The organism is Amycolatopsis umgeniensis, from assembly GCF_014205155.1.
Taxonomy (GTDB): Bacteria; Actinomycetota; Actinomycetes; order Mycobacteriales; family Pseudonocardiaceae; genus Amycolatopsis; species Amycolatopsis umgeniensis.
On sequence record NZ_JACHMX010000001.1, the window covers coordinates 3990677 to 4005736 of the forward strand.

Sequence of the window (15060 nt, forward strand, 5' to 3'; positions counted from 1 at the left end):
ACCTCACCCGGCACGCGAAGCTACGGGCAGGCGTTGCGAACGCCACTTTCGCAACCTTCAGTGTTGCGAAAGTGGCGTTCGCAACGCCCCCGCAGCCCGACCGCGACCAAGGCACGTTTGCCTGACCCCGCGCTAGCCATTCAAGAGCGCGACCCCCACGCGGATCTGGGGCGCGTGGGTTGCCGCTGGAGTCCGTGAAGGCAACTTCAGGGCTAGGCGATCTTGAAGATCGGGTAGCCGGGCGCGATCTCGAGGAGCGTTTCGTCGGACGCCTTCGCGTCGACACCGTCGAAGAACACGCCGACCTCGAACTTCCAGCGCTTGAGGTAGGCGCGCAGGATTTCGGGCTTCTCTTCGTCGGCGAGTTCGGTGTAGGTGAACGTCTCGGTGCGGCGCCCGACGCTGAGCTGCCCCTCACCCGCGACCCGCAGGTTGCGCACCCACTGCGTGACACCGCGCGGCGCGACCAGGTAGCGCTCGCCGTCCAGCTTCAGCAGGTTGACCGGGACCGAGCGCAGTTCGCCGCTCTTGCGGCCCCGGACCGAGAGGACCCGGCTGCCCAGGACGCTCACGCCGAGCCTCGTCAGCTTGAGCACGAACTCGTTGAACGCGCTGGTCGCCTTGGCGGGCTTGACGTAGCGGGTGGCGGTGGCGGTGGTCATCTCGGCTCCTCGAAGTTTTCGAGAGCAGCGCTCTCTGTTAAGAGCAGTGAACACCAGAGCGGTGCATTGTGTCAAGAGCAGTGCTCTCGTTTAGGTGCGATGCTCTATGGTGAGAGCATGGCCGCCACCCAGACCGCGCGTGAACGCGCCCGCGCCGAGCTCACCCGCGAGATCAAGGACGAAGCCCGCCGCCAGCTCGCCGAGGTCGGCGCGCTGGGCCTTTCGCTCCGGGCCGTCGCCCGGGAGTTGGGCATGGTCTCGTCGGCGCTCTACCGGTACTTCTCCAGTCGTGAGCAGCTGCTGACAGCCTTAATCGTCGATGCCTACAACGCCGTCGGCGAGGCCGCGGAGGCCGCCGACGACGCCAAGAAGGCTCCGCTGGAGCGGTGGACGTCGATCTGGCAAGCGGTCCGAGACTGGGCGAAGGCACATCCGCACGAGTACGCGCTGATCTACGGCTCGCCGATCCCCGGCTACCAGGCCCCGCAGGACACCGTCGCGCCCGCGGGCCGGGTGGCGTTCGCCCTGGTCGCGGTGCTGCGCGACGCCAACCTCCGGGTCGAGACCGAGGTCGGCGAGATGCCTGTCGAGCTATTGCACCAGCTCGACGCCGTCGCGGGAGTTCTCAAGATCAACCTGGCCCCCGAGACGGCCTCCCGGCTGATCATGTCCTGGACCCAGCTGTTCGGGATGATCAACTTCGAGTTGTTCGGCCAGTACGTCGGCTCGGTCGACCCGTCGGACGCCTTCTTCGCGCACGGGATCCGTCAGATGGCCGAGTTCACCGGGATCAAGATGACCGGCTGAGCGCGGTCCAAGACCGCATGAGCAGCTGGACGGCGTCCACCGCGTCCTCGTCGCCGGTCCCCTCGGGGCTGAGGAAACGCTGCAGCAGGAGCCCGTCCTCGAGCGCGTGCAGGATCAGCGCGAGGAAGGCGGGCTCGGCGGGCGGCGCCGCGCCCCGTACGGCGAGTTCGGTCCGGACAGAGGTCTCGAGCAGTGCCCTTGTCGACTTCTCGCCTTCGCCGACGAGCGGTCGCGCCTCGGGATTGCGCAGCGCGTACAGGGCCAGCTCGGTGCGCAGGATCAGCCAGCCTTCGAGGTGTTCGGCGCGCTCGACGTTCCAAGCGCGCAGCCTGTCCATCATCTCGGCGAAAGAACCGACACCCGAACTCAACGCGGCCACTTCTTCGGCCTCGCGCTGGGTCCGGCGGCGCAGCAACTCGACGACCAGCTCGTGTTTGCCGTCGAAGTTGCCGTAGAAGGCGCCGCGGGTGAACCCGGCGCGTTCGGCGATCTGCTCGACCGACGTGCCGTTGACCCCGCGTTCGGCGAACAGCTCGGCGGCCGCCGCGAGCAGGCGCTGTCTGGTCTGCTCGCGACTCTCTTCCCGCGTCAAGCGCTTCGCCGTCACATGGCGAAGCTTAGAGCTCTCGGCTTCCCTGCTTGCCTGTCAGCCAGACCCCGCCCGCGAGGACGGCGACGGCGACCACGACGGCCAGCGCGGTGAGCGGCCACAGCGCCTGGCTCGCGAAGAAGGCGGCGACGGCCCCGAAGAGAACGGCGACGAGGAGCAACGGCGTGGTCCGGACGGCTGCGGCGGCGGGGACGGTGGCCATGGGAGCTTTCCCTTCGAGGGTGGTGCGCGGAACACTCGGTTTTCGCGGATGGGACCGCGCCGGTTCGGTGGCCTTACGCCGACTGGGGCACGGATCACCCTTCCGGGCGAGATACCGGCGTGGCGGCTAACGTCACGCCGAGGACGACATCGAGGGAAAGGCGGCTCGCGGTGGAGAAGTGGGCGGAGCAGGTCGGCAGGATCCGGGTCATCGGAACCGGGGTGATGGGCCGGGGCATCGTCCAGCTCGCCGTGACGGCGGGGCTCGAAGTCGAGCTCGCCGACGCCCGGCCCGACGCGGTCGGCGAGGCCATCGACCACGTCGGCGCGATGCTCGGCAAACTCGCCTCGAAGGGCAAGATCTCCGAAGAAGCCGCCGCGTCCGCGAAAGGGCGCCTGATCGCGGCCGACGGTCCGCTGGCCCCCGCCGACGGCGTCGACCTCGTCATCGAAGCGGTGCGCGAAGACCTCGAGATCAAACGCGCGCTCTTCGCCGAACTGGAACTCATCTGCGGTCCGGACACCGTGTTCGCCACCAACACCAGCTCGCTTTCGGTCACCGAGATCGGCGCCGCGCTGACCGATCCCGGACGGCTGCTCGGCCTCCACTTCTTCAACCCGGTCCCGTTGATGCGGCTGGTCGAGATCGTGCCCGGCGCGAGGACCGCGGACTGGCTGCCGCCCGCGATGACCGAACTCGTCCGCAACTGGGGTCACGAACCCGTACTCGCGCGCGACGCGCCGGGCTTCCTGGTCAACCACGCCGGTCGCGGGCTGGGCACCGAGGCGCTGCAGATCCTGTCCGAAGGGATCGCGAGCCCCGCCGAGGTGGACCGCGTCGCGCGGGACGTGCTCGGCCTGAAACTCGGCCCGTTCGAGCTGCTCGACCTCACCGGCCTCGACGTCTCGCACGCCGTGCTCGAAAGCATTTGGAGCGGCTTCCACAGCGAGCCGCGGCTGCGGCCTTCATGGCAGACGCGCCCCCGCGTCGCCGCCGGGCTGTTCGGGCGCAAGAACGGGGAGGGCTTCTACCGCTACGTCGACGGCGCCCAGCAGGTCGACCCGGAGCCGTCCGCACCGGAAGCCCCGACGACGCCGGTGTGGGTCGACGACGAACGCCTCGGAACGCTGCTCTCGGCGGCGGGGATCCAGGTCGTGCACTCCGCCTACCCGGACACGGTCCTGATCGTCAGCCCGATCGGATCGTCCACTGTGGACACCGCGTTGGCCGCGGGCCTCCCGGCGGAGCGGGTCGTCGGGGTCGATCCCCTCGGTGGCTACGGGAAACGCCTGACGCTTTCGGTCCACCCCGCGCTCGACCCCGCCGCCGGCCGCACCGCCTGGGGCGCGCTCGCCGCGACAGGGCTGCCGGTGACCGTGGTCCGCGACGGCCCCGCGCCGATCGCGCAGCGGCTGCTGGCGTCGATCGTCAACACCGCCTGTTTCATCGCCGGGCAGCGGCTCGCGACGCCGGAGGACATCGACACCGCCGTCCGGCTCGGCCTCGGCTACCCGCGCGGACCGCTGACCTGGGGTGACGAAGCGGGAGCGGATCTCGTGCTGCGGGTCCTGCGCGGCCTCGTCGCGAGCACCGGCGACCAGCGCTACCGGCCGAGCGGCTGGCTCACCGAACGGGTCGCGCTCGGCCTTCCGCTCACGTCCACCGGCACCTCCCCTGCCGACCTTCTCAACTGAAACCCCGCTAAAGCGCGTGAAGGCCCCCTTCCCTCGGCTGAGCCGAGGGAAGGGGGCCTTCACGCGCTAACGGCCTTTACCAGCGGCGGTCGGTGACCACGCGGGTGGAGGCGTTCCAGAACACGTAACCGCCCTGGAAGTTGTTCTGCCGCCCGCCGGAGACGGAGAACTCGTCGGTCGTCGGGTACCTCAGGTACGAGGTCTCCCAGCCGAGCGCTTCCCAGCGCTGCCGGATGGCGCCGTAGATCGCGTGCGCGTCGGTCTGCATCGTCCAGTAGACCGATCCGGCCTTGGTGAAGTGGTTGAACCGGCCGATGCCGTCCGGGGTGCCCAACTCGTCGGTCGACGGGTACCCGAGGGGGCCCGCTTCCCAGCCGAGCTCCTCCCACTTCGCGCGGATCCGGCCCCAGATCGCCTTGGCGTCGGTCTGCACCGTGTAGTAGATCGACGCGTTCTTGCTGAAGTGGTTGAACCGGCCGATCCCGTCGGGCGTCGGGAGCTCGTCCGTCGTCGGGTAACCGAGTTCACCGGCTTCCCCGCCCAGCGCCTTCCACTTCTGCCAGATCCGGCCGAACACCGGATGCGCGCCCGTGTTCACCGTGTAGTAGATCGACGACTGCATCTTGCCGGGCCACAGCGGGAAGTCGTTGTAGCGGCCGATGGTGTCCGGGGTGGTCATCTCGTCGGTCGCGGGCGGGCCGAACTCCTTGTGACCGCCCAGTGCGAGGTACTTCTTGAGGATCTCGCCCTCGATCTGCTTGACGCCCGTTTCCTTCGACCAGTACAGCCGCCCGCGTTCGTAGGTACGGAAGCGGACCGTGCCGTCGACGGCCTCGGGTGCCGTCGGGGCGCCGAGTCGTTGCGCCACAGCGGGTTCGTCGCGGTAGCGCTTGTCGATCGGGGTGATGTAGTTCGCCGTGATCGTCTGGTCGACGGTGCCCATGGTGATGTTCGTCAGCCGTCCGGTGGCCCCGTTGGACCAGCCGGTGAAGGTCGACGAACCGTCCGAAGCGACCTCGGCCGCCTGGATCTCCACGGTCGCGCCTTCGACCACCATCGCCGAAGCGGCCCCGCCTTCCGGCGTGATGCCGAGCGCGGCGGCGACGTTGCTCGTCAGCGTGAGGCGGTGTTCCTTCGGCTTCGCGATGTACGTCTTCGAAACCTTGACACCGGCGCTGTCGGTCGCCGACGCGGTGAACTCCAGGTTGGAGTCCGTGTGGTCGGTGAACGGCATCGTGAACTCGGGACCGGTGGCACCGTGGTCCGGATGCGCGTGGCAGACCGCGTTCTCCGGGCAGTGCCGGATCAGCGTGGTCCAGGTGACCGGCAGTGCGCCGTCCTCGGTGTCGGTGATGGTCGCGCCGACCTTGACCTCCTCGCCGACCGCGAACAGGCGGTCGCCGGGGTCGGTCATGGTCAGCTTCGGCGAGTGGTTCCCCGGCGCGACGGCGACGTCCGCGCTGCCCACCGCCTGCAGGCCGTCCTTCACCGTCAGCTTGGCGGTGAACTTCTCGGTGCCCGCCGCGTAGGTGTGGCTGACCTTCGCCCCGGTGCCGGTGGTGCCGTCACCGAAGTCCCACTCGTAGGTCAGCGGATCGTTGTCGAAGTCGTAGGAAGCGCTGCCGTCGAACGAAACCGTGCGGGTTTCGGGGTTCGTCTCCGAAGTGGCCACCGCGACCGGCGCCTTGTTCCCGGTGGTGTAGCTGAGCCTGCGCAGCAGACCGCTGTAGATGTCGGCGTAGACGATGTCGCCGTTGGCCGCGGCCAGGAACTTGACCGGACCGCCGATACCGGTGAACTTCGGCGGCGTCTCCTGCGGGCGGACGACCCGGCCCTGCGTGTCGTACTTGGCCGTCCACAGCTTTTCGGTCGCGTAGTCGCCGAAGAAGTACGCTCCCCGGTATTCCTCCGGGTACGACTCTCCATTGTAGACGATCCCGCCGGTGATGCTGTTGCCGTTGTCGACGCCCGTACCGTGGCGGACGGCCAGCATCGGCGGGGTGTTCACGGCCGAAGCGCACTGCGGCATCGCGGAGAAACCGTCGGCGGGCTGGTTGCCTTCGAAGCACGGCCAGCCGTGGTTCGCGCCCTTCTGGACGAAGTTGATCTCTTCCCAGGTGCCCCAACCGACGTCGCCGACCACCGGGAGACCGGTGCTGGCGTCGAGGCTGAACCGGAACGGGCTGCGGAAACCGCTCGCGAACACCTTGGAGCGCAGCGAGTTCGGGTTCGCCGCGGCGTAGTAGGGGTTGTCCGGCACGCCGGCGCCGTCCGAGGTGACGTGGAAGATCTTGCCGAAGATCTTGTCCAGGTCGTACACGTTCAGCGCGAACGGGTCGGCCGCGCCCTGGAACCGGGAGCTGTCGCCGGTCGAGACCCACACCGTGCCGTCGGGGGCGGCCACGACACCGGTGATGCCGTGGATGTCGGTGTTGGCGGCGCCTTCGACGAGCACCTTCTCCGCGGTCAGCCCGGTCGGCTGGGCGGTACCGGAGACCGTCCAGCGCGAGGCGCGCAGGGCGATCCCGCCGGGGACGTCGACGGCCCGGGCGGTGTAGACCGTGCGGGAGGTGGCGTAGTCGGGCGCGATCGCGATCCCGACCAGACCGAGGTCGCCGGTGTTGCGAACGGGCAGGCTGGCGATGTTCTGCGTCTGTCCGGTGGTGGACACCCAGGCGACGTTGCCACCCTTCCCGGTGGTCAGCATCGAGCCGTCGGGCAGGTAGGCGAAGTCGGTCAGGTCGAACGGAGCCTGACCGCTCGGCTGGTCACGAAGGACGAAGCCGGGTGGCAACGCGGGCGCCGCGGACGCAGGAGTGGACGTCAGCGGCATCAGCAAGCTCACTGTCAGCACCGCCACGACGGCATGACAGAGCGCACGGAATCTCGAAGGCATGGAGGAGCCCCTTTCCCCAGTCGAACGTCTCATCGATGGGGTCTAGGTGGACATTTCACACTTTCGAGTGGCTTTATCGAACTGTGATCACCACCGCCGGTCGATCACCTGCCCGGTGCTCCGGTTCCAGGTGACGTAGCCGGTCTGGAAGCTGTTCTGCCGTCCGATGGGGACGGTGAACTCGTCCGTCGTGGGGTAGCGCAGATACGACCGCTCCCAGCCGAGCGCGGCCCAGCGCTGCCGGATCGCCCCGTAGACCGCGTGCGAGTCCGTCGCCATCGTCCAGTAGATCGAGCCCGCCTTCGTGAAGTGGTTGAACCGGCCGACGCCGTCCGGGGTCGCGGTCTCGTCCGTCGTCGGATAGCCGAGCGGGCCCGTCTCCCAGCCCAGCGCCTCCCACCGGGCACGGATGCGGCCCCAGATCGCCTTGGCGTCGGTCTGCACCGTGTAGTAGATGGACGCGTTCTTGCTGAAGTGGTTGAACCGGCCGATCCCGTCGGGCGTCGGGAGCTCGTCCGTCGTCGGGTAGCCCATCGGCCCGGTCTCCGAGCCCAGCGCCACCCACTTGACCCTGATCCGCCCGTACACCGGATGCGCGCCCGTCGACGGTGTCCAGTAGATCGACGACTGCCCCGTGCCGGGCCAGTTCGGGAAGTGGTTGAACCGGCCGGCGCCGTCCACGGTGGAGGTTTCGTCGGTCGCGGGTGGACCGAACTTCCGGTGCCCGCCCAGCGCGAGGTACTTCGCCAGGATCTGGCCTTCGATCTGCTTCACGCCGGTCTCGGCACTCCAGTAGAGCCTGCCGCCCGTGTACGGCCGGTACCGCACGGTCCCGTCGACGACCTCGGGTCCGGTCGGCGCGCCGAGTCGTTGCCTCAGCGCGGGTTCCGCCTGATAGCGCCTGTCGATCGGGGTGAGGTAGGTCGCGGTCAGCGTCAGGTCTCGTGGCGGGACGGTGATGGTCACCGTCCGCGACGTCCTTCCGTCCGACCAGTTCGCGAAGGTCGCGACGCCGTCCGCGGCGACTTCCTCCGCCACGACCTCGAACGTCGCGCCTTCGGTCACCATCGCGGTGTTGACCCCACCCTCCGCCGGGATGATCAGCGCGGCGGGAACGTTGCTGGTCAAGGTCAGCCGGTGTTCGCGCGGTCTGGCGACGTAGGTCTTGCTCGCGGTCACGCCTGCACTGTCGGTCACCGTCGCGGTGATCTCGACCCGCGAGTCCTGGTGATCGGTGAAGGGCAGGGAAAGCACCGGGCCACTGCCCGGCGAACCGGGATGCGCGTGACAGGTCGCCTCTTCCGGGCAGTGCCGGATCAGTGTGGTCCAGGTCACCGGCAGCACTCCGTCCTCGGCATCGGTCGCCGCCGCGCCGACGACGACCGGCTCCCCGACCGCGAAGGTCCGTGCACCGGGATCCGTCATCACCGTCTCCGGCGAATGGTTCCCCGGCACCACGACGACATCCGTGCCGCCGTTGGCGCCGAGCCGGTCGGTGACCGTCAGCCGCGCTGTCGCTCTCGCCAGGCTCGTCGCGTAAGTGTGGGTCACCCGGACGCCGGTCTGGCTCGTACCGTCCCCGAAGTCCCACTGATAGGTCAGCGGATCGCCGTCGAAGTCGTAGGAACCGGCGCCGTCGAAGGTCACCGTCCTCGTCGACGGCTCGGTGCTCGACGCCGCGACCGCCACCGGTTCCGCGTTCGTCCCCGGATAGCTGAGCCGCCGCAGGTTCCCGCTGTAGAGGTCGGCGTACACGATGTCGCCGTTGGCCGCGGCCGCGAACTTGACCGGACCACCGACGGCGACGAACCTCGGCGGCCGTTGCGGCGGCTGGACGAGCCTGCCTTGACTGTCGTACGTCATCGTCCAGATCTTCTGCGTGACGTAGTCGCCGAAGAAGAAGGCGCCCCGGTATTCGTCCGGATAGGACGATCCACTGTAGACGATCCCGGCGGTGACGCTGTTCCCGTCGTCCACCCCGGAACCATGGTGGTACGCGGTGATCGGCGGGGTGTTGACGACACCGGCACAGCCCGCGAGCCCGGTGTACCCCGGCGTCGGGACGTTCGCTTCCCAGCAAGGCCAGGCGTGGTTCGCCCCCGGCCGCACGACGTTCACCTCTTCCCACGTGTTCCAGCCGACGTCACCGACCACAGGCAGGCCGAGACGCGGGTCTAGGGAGAACCGGAACGGGCTGCGATAACCGCTGGAGAAGATCTTGGAGCGGTTCGCGTTCGGCGCCGCGGCGGAGAAGTACGGGTTGCCGGGCACCCCGACGCCGTCGGGCGTGACGTGCAGGATCTTGCCGTACAACTGATCGAGGTCGAGCGAACGCAGCGCGCCCGGATCCATCCTGGTGAAGTCGGCGGCGTCGCCGATGGAGATCCAGACAGTCCCGTCTTCGGCCGCGATGAGCCCGGTGATGCCGTGGACGTCGTAGAAACCGGGAAGGTCGACGAGTACCCGTTCGGCCGTGAGTCCGGTCGGGACGTCCGCGCCGGTCACCGTCCAGCGCGCCACCCTCATGGTGAACGCGCCACCGCCCGTGTCGAACGAGCGCGCGAGGTAGATCTGGCGCGACGTCACGAAATCCGGGGCGACGGCGAGGCCGACGAGGCCGAGGTCGCCGTCGTCGTGGACGGGCAGGGTCGCGATCGTCCGCGCCTGCCCGGCGGTGGACACCCACGCGACCTTGCCGCTCTTGCCGGTGCTGAGCACAGAACCGTCGGGGAGATAAGCGAAATCGGTCAGATCGAACGCGGCCTGACCGCTCGGCTGGTCACGCAGGACGAAGCCGGACGGCAGAGTGGGCGCTCCGGTCGCTTCCGGAGCGCCCACCCATCCCGGGAGAAGCAGGATGGAAACCGACAGCGCGATGAGTGTGCGAGTGAGGACCCGGCTCGTGGTCATCGGCATTCCCCATTTCCGGCGTGTCCTGGGCACGTCGCCGGGAACGGGGCGGTCATTGCCGCCTCGAGCTTTCATTTATCTCAAAGCAACCGAACCGCAATGATCCGCGTGAGGTTTCCTCTGGAGCGGAAGGCTGATGGGGACTTTCCCCGCATCCCGACGGATCTCGCGTGATCAGGGACGGAACTCGCGTGATTGGAGGCCGCACTCGGGTGTGCGGTGTCTGATCACGTGAGTTCCGCCCCCAATCACGCGAGATCCGGGCTTGAGCACGTGAGTGCGGCCCCGCGACACCTCGGACCAGAAGTAGTGAAGGCTCAGGCCACGACCTGAACCACGTCACCGCTCTGCAGTGTCGTGAAGTACTTCTGCGAAGCCGCCGCGGCCAGGTGGATGCAACCGTGCGAGTACACCGAAAGGCTGCCGGTGTGGAACGCGATCCCCGGCAGGAAGAACACCGAGTTCGGCATCGGCGCGTCGAACTGCTTCGAGTGGTAGTTCTTGACCTTGGCCGAAACGTGGAAGACACCGGTCGGCGTCGCGTGCCCCTTCTTGCCGGGCAGCTGCTTGACCGGACCGTAGATGACCTTGCCGTCCTGCAGCAGCCAGGTCTTCAGCGCGGAAAGGTCCACACAGGCGCTCACGCCCGGCGAGGCCAGCGCGGCCTTGCACGGTACGTCGGCGGCGTTCGCGGCGGGCTTGGCCGCCGGTTTCGGCGTGGGTTTCGGCGTCGGCTTGGGCTTCGCCGAAGACGAAGGTGTCGGCTTCGGAGCGGAACTGCTGCTGCTCGGCGTCCGGGACGAGGTGGTCGGCGCGGCGGAAGACGAAGACGGTGCCGACGTGGTCGTGGTCGTGGTCCCGCCCGCCGGATCACCTTGCGCGACGGCGCCGCCGCCCGGCGTGCCGCCCCCGGCGTTGCCCGAACACGCCGTCAACACCAGCGCCGTGGCCAGTGCGGTCACCCCCACCAGGAACTTCTTCACGACCCTTACCCCCGATTGTCCGTAGTGCGTCTGACATGGGTAAAGACGGAGCTCACCCGTACGGGGTTGTTGGCCGGAAGGTCACGATCCCGTCTCGAGGCCGCCGACCTGCGGAAATCAGGGAACTCGGCCGACGACCCTGGCGTACATCCGGCCCGGATTGGCGCCTTCGTCCAGATATCCGGGCAGCGGCGGCAGGTCCCGCGCGAACACGGCCAGCCGTCCGAACAGCTCGTTCGCGTCGGCGGGACGCCGTTCCGGATCCTTCTCCAGCAGGTCCGCGAGCAGGACGTCCAGTCCACCCGGGACACCGTCCACTCTGGCCGGACTCTCCTTGACCTGCTTCTCGAACACCGCGTACGCCGTCGGGCCGGTGAACAGCTGCCTGCCGGTCAGCATTTCGTGCAGGACACAACCCAGCGCGTACAGATCGCTGCGCGGCCCGGCGATCCCGCGCTGGATCTGCTCGGGCGCCATGTACGCGGGCGTGCCCAGGATCTGCCCGGCGCGGGTGAACTGGGCGACGTCGGTCTCGCGCAGCATCGCGAGACCGAAGTCGAGCACCTTCACACTGCCGTCCGGACACAGCATCAGGTTGGTGGGCTTGAGATCGCGGTGGCAGATGGAAAGCGCGTGCGCGGCGGACAGCACGGCGCACGCCTGCGCCGCGATCGCGGCCGCCCAAGGCACCGGCAGCGGCCCGTGTTCGGCGGCGAGATCGGCGACGGTCACCCCCTCGATGAACTGCATGACCTGGTACAACCGCTCGTCATAGGTGCCGAAGTCGTACAGCGTCGGCGCGCCCGCGTGTTCCAAGGTGGCGAGGATCCGCGCCTCGCGGATGAAGCGCTGCTCGAGTTCGGCGTCCGGACCGCCGGGGAGCCCGAGGAACTTCACCGCCACACGGCGGCCGAGATGCCTGTCGTGGCCCGCGTAGACCGCGCCCATCCCACCCCGGCCGAGCGGCAGCTCGTCGAGTTCGTAGCGGTCCGCGATCAACAACCTAGTTCTCCGGCTTGAGCTGGCCCTCAGTCAGTCCCGCCAAGCCTAGCCTCACCAGCTCCAGGCCCGATTCCGCCGCCTCGCGCAGGGCGTCCTCGAAGGCGGCGAGCCGGGTGAACGCCGCCCCGTGGGCCCGTTGCGTTTCGATCGGCAGACGCGGGATCCGCGTGCGCTTGAGGTCGATCCTGGTCGAGGAGGTCGGCGCGAGCTGCCCGGCGGCGCGCAGGCAGCCGGCGAGGAAGGCGGCGTCCAGCCGTTCGGGATCGGTGCGGTACTTCGACATCATCGGCTCCGCCACGACCGGAGCTCCACTGTGGACATACGCGGGCACGGCGGGCGAGGCGACGACATCGCCTTCCTCCACCGATTCCGGCACCGTGAGCACACCGGATTTCAGCAGCTCGCCGATCGTGGTGAACTTCGGCCTCTCGTCGGACACCGCCAACGACGGCGGTTCCGGCCGGATGCCCTCGAAATGCTTCAGGATTTCGAGGAAGGCCTCGCCCGCGTGTTCGTCGCGCGCCTGATGCAGGGCGGGGGAAAGGTCGATCTCCTCGTCGAGCAGGTCGATGATCCGCACCGCGCCGGGCACCTCGGCGCCACGCAGATGCTCGCGCCACTGTTCCTCCACAGTGGACGGATCGGCCAGCAGGAGCAGCCGGGAAGGCGGGCGCTCGCCGGGTTCCGGCCGCCGAAGCAGCCAGAGGTCCGAGCCGCCGACAGTCACCACCGCCCGCAAAGCCCCGGCCCGCAACAGGTTCCCGCGGATCCGGCGTCCGGTCCGGCGTCCGGCTGCCGCGGGCGGCATGCGGATCGCGACCAGCCCCCCGGGCTTCACATGCGCGAGACAGTGCTGGACCCACGCCAGTTCCGGTTCGCCGCGCGGCGGCTGGCCGTACTCCCAGCGCGGGTCTCCGACGAGCTCGTCGTAACCCCATTCGCGTTCGTTGAACGGCGGGTCGCAGACGACTGCGTCCGCGAGAAGTCCTTCGTAGGAGTCCATCGAGAGGGCGTCCGCGCCGTACATCTCCATGTCCGCGCCGGCGAGCAGCAGCCGGTGCGCCGCGATGCACGAGATCGCCGGATCGGCGACCTGCCCGAGCAGCCGGGTGCCGCCGGAGGCGAGCAGCAGCGTCCCGAGCCCGCAAGCGGGGTCGAGGACGACGCCGGGTTCGGGGCCGATGAGGCGGGACATCAACGCGGCCACCGGTTCCGCGGTGACCGACAGCTGACGGGAGTGCGCCTCCACGTAGCGTTCACAGAGGAACTCGAAGGCTTCGCGCGCACCCTGTTCCTCGGCGAAGCGGTCCAGCAGTTCGAGCAGCTCGGCATCGTCGTAGCGGGCCGAGAAGTCCCAGTCCCGGGAGCCCCGCCGCGAGAGGAACGTGCCCACCCGGCCGACCCGCAGGCTCAGCGACAGGTCGTCGCCGAGGTTCCGCAGCCGCTGCCAGACCCGGTCACCGAGCGATATTTCGAACGGTTTCCCGCGCTCACGCAGCCAGTTCTCGACGTCGAGCAGGGAAAAGAGGGGGCTGGACGCCGTCCCGCCGACGGGCGGCGGAAAATCGCCGTAACGTCGACGCCAGTTGCTCACCGCGGCGCGGCCGACGCCGGCGATACGCGCGATGTCCGCCGCGCTGACGGTGGCTTGCTCCTCCATCGCCGCATCGTAACCGACAGCTGACCTTTCCAGCCCTATGTTTGTGAACTCAGTACACAGCTGCTTTACTGGGTTCCATGACGTACTCCCTTCGGTACGCCGCCGGCTCGGACGTCGGGCGACGCCGTCAGGTCAACCAGGACTCGGTCTACGCCAGCGCGAGAATGCTGGCGGTCGCCGACGGCATCGGCGGCCAGCCGCACGGCGAGGTGGCGAGCGCCGAGGCTGTCGGCGTCCTCTCCCGGCTCGACGCGGACCTCCGCGGCTTCGACCTCGCGGACGTCGACCTGATCGAGATCCTCACCGGCGGCGTCCGCGCGATCGACGACCGGCTGATCGCGACGGCCGAACGCGAACCGGAGACCCGCGGCATGGGCACCACCCTGACGGCGCTGCTGTTCGACGGCTCGCATTTCGCCGCCGCGCACATCGGCGACTCCCGCGGATATCTCCTGCGCGACGGCACGCTTCAGCGCTTCACGCGCGACCACACGCTCGCGCAAGCCCTCGCGGACGACGGCCGCATCGACGCGTCGGAAGTCGAGGGGCACCCTCGCGGCTCCCTGCTCATGAAGGCGCTCCTGAGCACCGGTAGCGGCGAAGCGGACATCTGGACCTTCGAGGCGGCCCCCGGAGACCGTCTCCTCCTGTGCTCGGATGGGTTAACGGCAACGGTTGTCGAAACCGTTATCAAAGACGTCCTTGGCGCCTTCCAAGATCCCGGCGAGACCGTCCCGAGGCTGATCCACCTGGCCAACGAAGGCGGCGGACCGGACAACATCACCTGCGTCGTGGCCGACGTTCTCGCGCCCGCGCACGCCTGAGGCGTTCCAGCCCGAAGGCCAGGTCAGACCCGCCTTCGAAGGGGCGAAAGGGCATCCGGTAAAGTTCCCCACGGAGGATTGGCCGAGCGGCCTAAGGCGCACGCTTGGAAAGCGTGTTGGGTTCACGCCCTCGCAGGTTCGAATCCTGTATCCTCCGCCATCAGCAAGGCCCCGGACGTTCAGACGTCCGGGGCCTTGTTGATTACTCAGCAGGACCTTCACTTAACAGAGTCAGATGATCACGCTAAGTTTAAACGTGGTCGTTCCAGCCCCCGACGTCCCAAGGAGTCCGCCAAAATGGCCGGAGTCGAAGAGATCCGCGCTGGTATCGCGCTCGCGAACGAGAAGGCATCCGCGAGTATCGCCGCACTTCAGCAGGCAGCGCAGTCTCTCGAAGAAGCCCAGCTTTCGCTTTCACAGGCCACCCAGGGCAGCACCCAGCACGAGGTGAGCCAGGCACAAGGGCTTCTCGCCGAGGCTTTGCAGGGCATCACCGGAATGCAGAGCACCATCCAGGCGGGCATCTCGTCGGCCGAGTCCTACTCGACCCGCCTCTAGAGCATGTACCTCGAAGAACTGCACCAGCTGCTGACGGCCGTCCAAACCGGTCTCGCCGACGGACGCGCCCATGCCGAGCGGGCCAGAAGCCTGCTCGAGGAGTCCCGGCGTGCCCTGGTCGAACCACAGGCCCAAGCCGTGCCATGGGTGCCGCCGCAGCTGGCGCAGGCCGACGAGGGATTGGAAAATCTCCTGACGCGCCTTTCCGCCGCTGACGACCTGGTCAGCGGTTACCAATCACGCCTCTGAGAT

13 protein-coding genes and 1 tRNA gene are annotated in these 15060 nt (G+C 68.5%); 6 read left to right on the top strand and 8 right to left on the bottom strand.

The genetic code is table 11. The features are described 5' to 3' along the window. Positions 1-212: 212 nt before the first annotated feature. Positions 213-662: a nitroreductase family deazaflavin-dependent oxidoreductase gene (locus tag HDA45_RS18500; protein ID WP_184896995.1), complete on the bottom strand. Its 450-nt coding sequence runs from the start codon at positions 660-662 to the stop codon at positions 213-215. Between the two features lie 117 nt (positions 663-779). On the opposite strand from HDA45_RS18500, the gene HDA45_RS18505 reads away from it, so the two are divergent. Beyond that, positions 780-1469, top strand: coding sequence for a TetR/AcrR family transcriptional regulator (locus HDA45_RS18505; RefSeq protein ID WP_184896997.1), 690 nt, complete (start codon positions 780-782; stop codon positions 1467-1469). Here HDA45_RS18505 and HDA45_RS18510 read toward each other — a convergent pair. Further along, the gene (locus HDA45_RS18510; RefSeq protein WP_184896999.1) at positions 1453-2076 is read right to left on the bottom strand and encodes a TetR family transcriptional regulator; all 624 of its coding nucleotides are present in this window, start codon (positions 2074-2076) and stop codon (positions 1453-1455) included. The two genes, HDA45_RS18505 and HDA45_RS18510, sit on opposite strands and share 17 nt — an antisense overlap. Positions 2077-2086: 10 nt before the next feature. After that, positions 2087-2281: a hypothetical protein gene (locus HDA45_RS18515; RefSeq protein ID WP_184897001.1), complete on the bottom strand. Its 195-nt coding sequence runs from the start codon at positions 2279-2281 to the stop codon at positions 2087-2089. A gap of 170 nt (positions 2282-2451) precedes the next feature. Between HDA45_RS18515 and HDA45_RS18520 the strand changes: the two genes are divergently transcribed. Then, entirely contained in the window at positions 2452-3975 is a 1524-nt protein-coding gene (locus HDA45_RS18520; protein ID WP_184897003.1) for a 3-hydroxyacyl-CoA dehydrogenase, read from the top strand. A 76-nt stretch (positions 3976-4051) separates the two neighbouring features. On the opposite strand, the gene HDA45_RS18525 is transcribed toward HDA45_RS18520, so the two are convergent. From HDA45_RS18525 to HDA45_RS18545, 5 genes are all read right to left on the bottom strand, one after another. Then, positions 4052-6871, bottom strand: coding sequence for a PQQ-dependent sugar dehydrogenase (locus tag HDA45_RS18525; protein WP_184897005.1), 2820 nt, complete (start codon positions 6869-6871; stop codon positions 4052-4054). Positions 6872-6958: 87 nt separating this feature from the next. Beyond that, the gene (locus HDA45_RS18530) at positions 6959-9781 is read right to left on the bottom strand and encodes a PQQ-dependent sugar dehydrogenase (RefSeq protein ID WP_246480740.1); all 2823 of its coding nucleotides are present in this window, start codon (positions 9779-9781) and stop codon (positions 6959-6961) included. A gap of 317 nt (positions 9782-10098) precedes the next feature. Further along, complete coding sequence (locus tag HDA45_RS18535; RefSeq protein WP_184897007.1) at positions 10099-10764, bottom strand: L,D-transpeptidase family protein; 666 nt, start codon at positions 10762-10764, stop codon at positions 10099-10101. A gap of 117 nt (positions 10765-10881) precedes the next feature. Next, a complete protein-coding gene (locus HDA45_RS18540; protein ID WP_184897009.1) occupies positions 10882-11766 on the bottom strand; it encodes a serine/threonine-protein kinase in 885 nt (294 codons plus the stop codon). Position 11767: 1 nt separating this feature from the next. Continuing rightward, the gene (locus tag HDA45_RS18545; RefSeq protein WP_184897011.1) at positions 11768-13426 is read right to left on the bottom strand and encodes an N-6 DNA methylase; all 1659 of its coding nucleotides are present in this window, start codon (positions 13424-13426) and stop codon (positions 11768-11770) included. A gap of 77 nt (positions 13427-13503) precedes the next feature. On the opposite strand from HDA45_RS18545, the gene HDA45_RS18550 reads away from it, so the two are divergent. The 4 genes from HDA45_RS18550 (at position 13504) to HDA45_RS18565 (ending at position 15057) form a co-directional block, all read left to right on the top strand. Then, positions 13504-14250 carry a PP2C family protein-serine/threonine phosphatase gene (locus tag HDA45_RS18550; protein WP_184897013.1) on the top strand — a complete coding sequence of 249 codons (747 nt, stop codon included), beginning with the start codon at positions 13504-13506 and terminating at the stop codon, positions 14248-14250. Between the two features lie 72 nt (positions 14251-14322). Beyond that, a tRNA-Ser gene (locus HDA45_RS18555) sits at positions 14323-14410 on the top strand. A 137-nt stretch (positions 14411-14547) separates the two neighbouring features. Further along, entirely contained in the window at positions 14548-14808 is a 261-nt protein-coding gene (locus HDA45_RS18560) for a hypothetical protein (RefSeq protein WP_101611218.1), read from the top strand. Positions 14809-14811: 3 nt separating this feature from the next. After that, positions 14812-15057, top strand: coding sequence for a hypothetical protein (locus HDA45_RS18565; protein WP_101611219.1), 246 nt, complete (start codon positions 14812-14814; stop codon positions 15055-15057). Positions 15058-15060: the final 3 nt, after the last annotated feature.

Excerpts from the sequence above, each read along its gene's own strand:
- HDA45_RS18500 (WP_184896995.1), bottom strand. The coding sequence starts at position 662 with ATGACCACCGCCACCGCCACCCGCTACGTCAAGCCCGCCAAGGCGACC.
- HDA45_RS18560 (WP_101611218.1), top strand. The coding sequence starts at position 14,548 with ATGGCCGGAGTCGAAGAGATCCGCGCTGGTATCGCGCTCGCGAACGAG.
- HDA45_RS18525 (WP_184897005.1), bottom strand. The coding sequence starts at position 6,871 with ATGCCTTCGAGATTCCGTGCGCTCTGTCATGCCGTCGTGGCGGTGCTG.
- HDA45_RS18545 (WP_184897011.1), bottom strand. The coding sequence starts at position 13,426 with ATGGAGGAGCAAGCCACCGTCAGCGCGGCGGACATCGCGCGTATCGCC.
- HDA45_RS18565 (WP_101611219.1), top strand. The coding sequence starts at position 14,812 with ATGTACCTCGAAGAACTGCACCAGCTGCTGACGGCCGTCCAAACCGGT.
- HDA45_RS18515 (WP_184897001.1), bottom strand. The coding sequence starts at position 2,281 with ATGGCCACCGTCCCCGCCGCCGCAGCCGTCCGGACCACGCCGTTGCTC.
- HDA45_RS18550 (WP_184897013.1), top strand. The coding sequence starts at position 13,504 with ATGACGTACTCCCTTCGGTACGCCGCCGGCTCGGACGTCGGGCGACGC.
- HDA45_RS18530 (WP_246480740.1), bottom strand. The coding sequence starts at position 9,781 with ATGACCACGAGCCGGGTCCTCACTCGCACACTCATCGCGCTGTCGGTT.
- HDA45_RS18505 (WP_184896997.1), top strand. The coding sequence starts at position 780 with ATGGCCGCCACCCAGACCGCGCGTGAACGCGCCCGCGCCGAGCTCACC.